The organism is Brevundimonas pishanensis, from assembly GCF_022750635.1.
GTDB lineage: Bacteria > Pseudomonadota > Alphaproteobacteria > Caulobacterales > Caulobacteraceae > Brevundimonas > Brevundimonas pishanensis.
On record NZ_JAJKBG010000010.1, the window covers coordinates 20712 to 28004 of the forward strand.

Consider the following 7293-nt stretch of genomic DNA (forward strand, 5'->3'; position numbering starts at 1 on the left):
TCTCGTTTATGGGGTGGCCTTCGCGCAAGCGCAGAGGAACCCGTCCTGCCCAAACTCTCCGGATCGACCGTCGCGATGACCGCCCGCTTCAGGCTCAAGGCGGCGACCGCCGCCGCCCATGAGCGCCTTGACGCCTGTATGTCCTGCTATGATCTGGGATGCCGCGTCGACTATGGTGCCTTTCTCCAGGCGCAGGCTCGCGCTTTTATAGGTGTTGAGGCCGCCCTAGACGCAGCCTGCGCAGAAATTCATCTGCCCGACTGGCGCGAAAGGCGTCGTGCCGATGCGCTTCGAGCCGACCTGAGGCTGATGGGCCTCGACGTCCCAGAACCTGCCCGGGTCCCGACGTTTCGCGGAGAGGCGGAGGTGCTGGGCGCGATCTATGTGCTTGAAGGTTCTCGCCTCGGCGCCGCCGTCCTCGTGAGTTCGGTTTCCGATGAAATGCCAAAGGCCTTCCTTTCGTGCGGGAACCCTGCCGCCTGGCGCGCATTAACGTCCGTTCTCGATGAACGTCTCAGTTCGCCGGAGCTCCTCGACACGGCAGCGGAAGGGGCCTGTTCGGTGTTCGCCGTGTTCGAGAACGCCGCACGCGCCTTTCCTGGAGCCGACCGATAGTGACGACCCCCGCCTCGGTCGACCTGACCAACTGTGATCGCGAGCCCATTCATATCCCCGGAGCCATCCAACCGATCGGGTTTTTGCTGGCCTTGACCGCCGACTGGCAGGTGGCGCGGGTCTCCGCCAACATCCAGAATTTCCTCAATCACTCGCCGGAGAGCGTGATCGGGGCCCCGATCCAGGAAGTCTTCACGGCCAAGGCGGTCCATGACCTCCGTAACCGCGCCGCCATGCTGGGAGGGCGAGACGCGGTCGAACGCTTGTTCGGCTGCTTGCTCGTGGACGGCGGCCCCCCGTTCGACGTCGCGGTTCATGTCTCAGCCGGAGAGATCGTGATTGAAGCCGAACCCGCGTCCGGCGAACACGGCGACGCTAGCGGCGCCGTCCGAGCGATGATGTCCCGGCTGGACCAGGCGCCTGATTTCCCAACCTTCTACAGAGAAGGCGCTCGACAGGTTCGCGCCCTGCTCGGCTATGATCGTGTGATGGTCTATCGGTTCGCAGAGGACGGATCCGGCGAGGTCGTGGCCGAAGCCGCGCGGTCTGGCATCGGCCGGTTCATGGGACTACGCTATCCGGCGACCGACATCCCCGCCCAGGCGCGGGAGCTGTACAGACGCAATTTCCTGAGATTGATCACGGATGTCAACGCCCTGCCCGTCCCGATCGTGCCGGAGCGCAACCAGGACGGCCGCCCTCTCGATCTTTCCCTTTCGACCCTGCGTTCGGTTTCGCCGATCCACATCGAATATCTCAAGAACATGGGCGTTGGTGCCTCGCTGTCGATTTCCATCATCGTCGACGGCCAACTCTGGGGTCTGTTCGCTTGCCATCACTACTCCGCGCGACGCCCCACCTTCGAGCGCCGCTCGGTCAGCGAATTGTTCGCTCAGATGTTCTCCATGAGGCTGGAGAGCCGCGAGCGTAAACAGACCGTCGAGTACGAACGTCGCGCCCGTGACATTTCCGACCAACTGTTGGGAGCCGTGGCGTCGGACGAAACCCTGCTCAAGGATCCCGACTGGCTCGCGGACATCCTGACGCACGCCATACCGGCCGACGGCGTCGGCGTATGGCTTGGCGGCAATCACGCCTTCTCCGGCGAGACGCCCCCGCTCGAGGATTTCCGCCGCATAGTGCGCGCCTTGAACGGCACGGCTGCTGGCCGCGTGTTTGCGACGGATCACATCGGGTCTCTGGTTCCCGATGCAAGCGCCTTCGCGTCGGGCGCGGCGGGCCTCCTGGCCATTCCTATCTCTCGCTCCCCGCGGGATTACGTGGTCCTGTTCCGCAGGGAACTGGTCCATTCCGTGCGATGGGGTGGCGACCCGCACAAGCCGGTGAGCTTCGGTCCGAACGGCCCTCGTCTGACGCCGCGCGAGAGCTTTGCAGAATGGAAAGAGCTGGTCGAGGGACGGTCTCAGCCGTTCACGGCCTCCGAAATCCGGGTGGCGGAAACCCTGCGGGCGACCCTCATCGAGGTGGTCCTACGTCTCGCCGACGAAGCTTCTGCGGAGCGCCAGCAGTCCAGTGCGCGCCAGGAGCTGCTGATCGCTGAGCTCAATCACAGGGTGCGCAATATCCTCGGCCTAATCCGAGGACTGATCCGCCAGTCGGAACCAACGAGCGACAGCATCGCCGACTTCGTCAAGGTCGTGGACGGGCGCATCCACGCCCTGGCGCGCGCCCATAACCAGATCACGGACGATCACTGGGGCCCCGCGCCGCTCCAGGCCCTGATCGACGCAGAGGCCGCCGCCTTTGTCGATGAGCGCGGGCGGATCACCCTTCAGGGAGAACCGGTTCTCCTGAACCCGAACGCCTACTCGACTATGGCTCTGGTGCTGCACGAGCTCGTCACAAACTCCAACAAGTACGGAAGTCTTTCCACGCAGGACGGGCGGGTGGTGATTGGCTGGAGCCGCAACCCCGCCGGTGACCTGGTCATGGAGTGGCGGGAAGTCGACGGACCCCCGGTCGTGCCGCCGACGCGCCAAGGCTTCGGCTCCACCATCATCAGCCGGTCGGTGCCCTATGATCTCGGCGGATCAGCCGACATCGCCTATCAGCCGGGCGGCTTGCACGCCGTTTTCCGCATCCCGGCCCGCCACCTGTCGGAACCGCGATCGACAGACATCGGCAAGACCATCAAGTACCCGCGGCCCGCCGTCGGTCACCCTCAGAACCTTCCCGAAGCTGTCCTGGCCGACCAGGATATCCTGCTAGTCGAGGACAGCCTGATCATCGCGCTAGACGCCGAGGACATCGCCCATCGCCTGGGCGCAGCGTCGGTGACCACGGCCGCCACGGTGGAGGGCGCGCTCGAGTTCATCGATGCGGCACGCCCCACGGTGGCCATGCTCGACATCAACCTCGGCGACCGCCACAGCTATCCCATCGCTGACCGGCTAGCGGAAATCGGCGTTCCCTTCATCTTCGCGACCGGCTACGGCGAACAGGCCAATCCGCCGATCGAGCACAGGGGGCGTCCAGTCGTGCAAAAGCCCTACACGCTGGAGAATGTGGCGAGGGCCTTCGACAGCCTCATCGGCGAAAAGACATAAACAGGCGGCCGATCGCATCGCGATCAGGGGGATTTGTGATTCAGACGGCCGCAGACAAAAGCTTGCTGAACAGTCCGGGCGAAATGGCTCGGCTCATAAGCGATCACGACTGGTCGAAGACGCCGCTCGGCCCCCGTGCCGCCTGGCCGCAAGGTCTGGCCGCCATCGTCGGCATGATGATCGCCGCGCCGAATCCCATGGTTCTGCTCTGGGGTTCGTCAGGCGTCCTCCTCTACAATGACGGATATGCGCGTTTCGCCGGCAAGCGGCATCCCGAGCTCCTCGGCATGGGCGCCCGCGAGGGCTGGCCTGAAATCGCCGACTTCAACGACGCCAACATTCGCCGCGGCCTTGCCGGCCAGTCCTGGTCGCTCGAGCATCAGGAACTGTTGCTGGATCGGGGATCCGGTCCCGAATCCGCCTGGCTCGATCTCCACTACGCCCCGGTTCCGGACGAAAACGGCGACCCCGCCGGCGTCATGGTTTTCGTCTCCGAGATTACCGAGCAGGTTCGTCTCGCCGCCCACAAGGCTGAGGCGGACGAACGGCTAGAGCTCGCGCTGTCGGCCGGGCGCGGCGTAGGGGCGTGGGACTGGGACATCGCCGATGACGTCGTCCGCGCCGATGAACGCTTCGCCCGGCTTTACGGCGTAGATCCCGTCGTCGCCAGAGAGGGTGCCCCCCTCGAAGTCTTCTTCAACGCCATTCATCCCCAAGACCTTCCCGGGGTCCAGGCGGCGATTGCCCGGGCCGTTGAAGCATGCTCCGCCTTCAGCGCGGAGTATCGGCTTGTCCAGCCGGATGGAGCAACGGTTTGGGTCGTCGCCGAAGGTCGGTGCGTCCTGGACGCCGCCGGAGGGCTGCGCCGCCTCCCCGGCGTCAGCTTCGACATCAGCGAACGCAAGCAGGTCGAAATCAGACAAGCCGCTCTACTCCGCCTGCATGACGAAATCACGGCTCTGGACGATCCTGCGCAGATGCCGGCCGCGGCCGCCCGCATCGTCGCTGACACTCTGAGCCTGACGGCCTCCTACGTCTCGCTAGACGACCCATCCAGGGCGTTCAGGCCGGGGCCGGATGCGCCCGCGGCGACCGGCGCGACACCGGCCGGGGCCTGGTCGCCGCGCGATCACGCTGAGGTTTTCGCGACCTTGGCGCAAGGACGCGCCGTCACGGTCGCCGATGTCGTTCAGGACGCCCTGACACGGGACCAAGCCGACGCCCTGACCGTAGCGGACATCCAGGCCTTCGCGGCCGTGCCCCTTTTGGAGCGCGACCAGCTCGTCGCTATGCTGTTCGTCACGAGCGGCCGTCCTCAAGCCTGGAGCCAGATCGATCTGGATTTCCTTCAGGATGTGGCGGCCCGAACCCGGAACATCCTGGAACGTCTTCGCGCGGAAGCCGAGCGCTACGAGAGTCAGCAGCGCTACCAGACCCTGTTCGACACCATGGACGAGGGGTTCTGCGTCATCGAATTCATCGACGGGCCCGATGGCCCGCTCAGCGACTACGTCCATGTCGAAGCCAACGCCGCCTACGCTGAACACGCCGGGATCGCCGCCGTGGTGGGCCAAACGGTTCGCGACGTGGTTCCAGCCGAGGCCGACGGCTGGGTTTCGCTCTATCGGGACGTGCTTGAAACAGGCCGGTCAATCCGCTTTGAAAAGGAGCTGGAAGCCACTGGCCGATGGCTGGAGCTCGCCGCCTTCAAGGTCGGACCGGCCGCCGGACGCCAGATCGCCGTTCTCTTCAAGGACCTGACTGCAAAGAAACAGGCGGAAAGGGCGCTGGCGGACCTCAACGCCTCGCTCGAGGCCCGAGTCGAGGAGCGGACCGAGGAACTTCGGTCCGCTCACGCCGCCTTGCGCCAAAGCCAGAAGATGGAGGCTGTCGGTCAGTTGACGGGCGGCATAGCCCACGACTTCAATAATCTTCTGGCTGGGATTTCGGGCAGCCTGGAACTGATCGCCAAACGAATTTCGCAAGGCCGCGGAACCGAAATCGGACGCTATGTCGAAGCGGCACAGGGGGCCGCGCAACGGGCGGCCACGCTCACCCAGCGTCTCCTAGCCTTTTCCCGGAGACAGACCCTCGCCCCGCGCCCGACGGACGCCAACCGGCTGATCAGCGGCCTGGAGGATTTAATACGTCGTACAGTGGGGCCCGACATCGATGTCGAGGTCGTCGGCGCAGGCGGCCTCTGGCTGACGGAGATTGATCAATCCCAGCTTGAGAACGCCCTGCTCAATCTGTGCATCAACGCCCGGGACGCCATGGCCCCCGGCGGAGGACGGCTGACAATCGAAACAGCGAACAAGTGGCTTGACGATCACCATGCGCGGGAGCGCGACCTGCCATCTGGCCAATACATCTCCATCTGCGTCACCGACACAGGGTCGGGGATGACCCCCGAGGTCATCGAGAGGATCTTCGAACCCTTTTTCACCACCAAGCCTATCGGACAGGGCACCGGCCTGGGCCTATCAATGATACATGGCTTTGTGAGGCAGTCGGGCGGACAGATCCGCGTCTATTCCGAACCGGGACTGGGCACCACGATGTGCCTGTACCTGCCGCGTTTTCACGGCGGCGCTGTGGAACCGGAACCAGTGGTCTTGAGCTCGAGTTCGGCATCCGGGCATGGCAAAACCGTGCTGGTCATCGACGACGAAGCCTCTGTCCGCTCTCTTGTCGCCGAGGTCCTGCGCGAGCAGGGATACGCCACCGTGGAAGCGGGGGACGGGCCTTCGGGCCTGCGCATGCTGGATAGCGAGCGGCGCATCGATCTCTTGGTCACCGATGTCGGTCTCCCCGGAGGGCTCAACGGACGCCAGGTCGCGGACGCCGCCCGCATGAGGCGTCCAGATCTCAAGGTTCTTTTCATCACCGGCTATGCCGAAAACGCCGCAGTCGGCAACGGACTGCTGGAGCCCGGCATGGAGGTGATGACCAAGCCGTTCCTCATGACGGATCTGGCGGCGAAGGTCGCGACCATGATCGACGCTAAACACCAGCTTCCGGAAACCGGCGGCTGACGAACCGGCTTCATTGCGGCGGCTCCTAGAAAGCTCTTAAAGCCATCTGCGGCGCTCCTTGGTAACGCTCCGGGCACTCAGCCAACATCAAGATCGCCTGATAGGATTGAGCCACGAAGAGATGGCGTCCGCGCTGGAGGCGACCGGCGACTTCCGCATGCTCCGCCGCCTGCCGCCTCGCACGTTCAAACCCGACTTCATCCCGGGCGCTCGCCTGGCGCTCTATGTGGATGTGGAGACCACCGGCCTGGACTGACGTGACCCCCTGAAACTCCTCCAGGAATAGTTAGAGTCCGCCCTAACGAAGGACGGACAAAATGAAGCGATCAAGGTTCACGGAAGAGCAGATCATCGGGATCCTGCGGGAGCAGGAGGCCGGAGTGACGACGGCGGAGGTGTGTAGACGTCACGGGGTCAGCTCGGCGACCTTTTACAAATGGAAGGCCAAGTTCGGCGGGCTCGACGTGTCGGAGGCTCGGCGGTTGAAGACGCTTGAAGACGAGAACGCCCGGCTTAAGCGGATGTTGGCGGACGCGATGCTGGACAACGTGGCTCTGAAGGACCTGCTGGGAAAAAAGTGGTGACGCCCGCCGGTTGGCGCGAGGCGGCTGGTCATTTGCAAGCCGCCTATGAGATGAGTGAAAGGCGGGCGTGCCGTATTCTGGGCGTCGATCGGACGAGCGTGCGCTATCAGGCGACACGCCCGGATGACGACGTCCTGCGCGACCGGCTGAGGACCCTCGCGCAGGAGCGTCGCCGGTTCGGCTATCGCCGCCTGCACGTGCTGCTGCGGCGCGAGGGTCATGCGGTCAACAAGAAGCGGGTTCAGCGGATCTATCGCGAGGAACGGCTGACAGTGCGCCGGCGCGGCGGTCGAAAGCGAGCAATGGGCACGCGACGACCGTTGGACTTGCCGCTGCTGGCCAACCAGCGTTGGTCGCTGGACTTCGTCTCTGACCAGATGACGGACGGGCGGCGCTTCCGCATCCTGACGGTGATCGACAACTGCACCCGCGAATGCCTAGGCTCAGGACTCATAGCCAAAAGAGCACTGTAGCGGCGAGGGCTATGGCGGA

4 protein-coding genes and 1 pseudogene are annotated in these 7293 nt (G+C 64.5%); all 5 read left to right on the forward strand.

What is annotated here, in order from left to right; all coding sequences use genetic code 11:
- Nucleotides 1–75 precede the first annotated feature (75 nt).
- A complete protein-coding gene (locus tag LOX95_RS14060; RefSeq protein ID WP_242915679.1) occupies nt 76–615 on the forward strand; it encodes a biliverdin-producing heme oxygenase in 540 nt (179 codons plus the stop codon).
- Complete coding sequence (locus LOX95_RS14065; protein WP_242915681.1) at nt 615–3182, forward strand: HWE histidine kinase domain-containing protein; 2568 nt, start codon at nt 615–617, stop codon at nt 3180–3182. Before LOX95_RS14060 ends, LOX95_RS14065 begins: the two co-directional genes overlap by 1 nt.
- A gap of 35 nt (nt 3183–3217) precedes the next feature.
- Nucleotides 3218–6217: an ATP-binding protein gene (locus LOX95_RS14075; RefSeq protein ID WP_345791460.1), complete on the forward strand. Its 3000-nt coding sequence runs from the start codon at nt 3218–3220 to the stop codon at nt 6215–6217.
- A gap of 106 nt (nt 6218–6323) precedes the next feature.
- Nucleotides 6324–6473, forward strand: coding sequence for a hypothetical protein (locus LOX95_RS14080; RefSeq protein ID WP_242915683.1), 150 nt, complete (start codon nt 6324–6326; stop codon nt 6471–6473).
- Between the two features lie 61 nt (nt 6474–6534).
- Nucleotides 6535–7247: pseudogene (locus LOX95_RS14085) on the forward strand (IS3 family transposase); the annotation flags it as partial.
- Nucleotides 7248–7293 lie beyond the last annotated feature (46 nt).

What these genes read in the sequence shown, in the direction of transcription:
- LOX95_RS14060 (WP_242915679.1), top strand. Translation starts at nt 76, where the DNA reads ATGACCGCCCGCTTCAGGCTCAAGGCGGCGACCGCCGCCGCCCATGAG.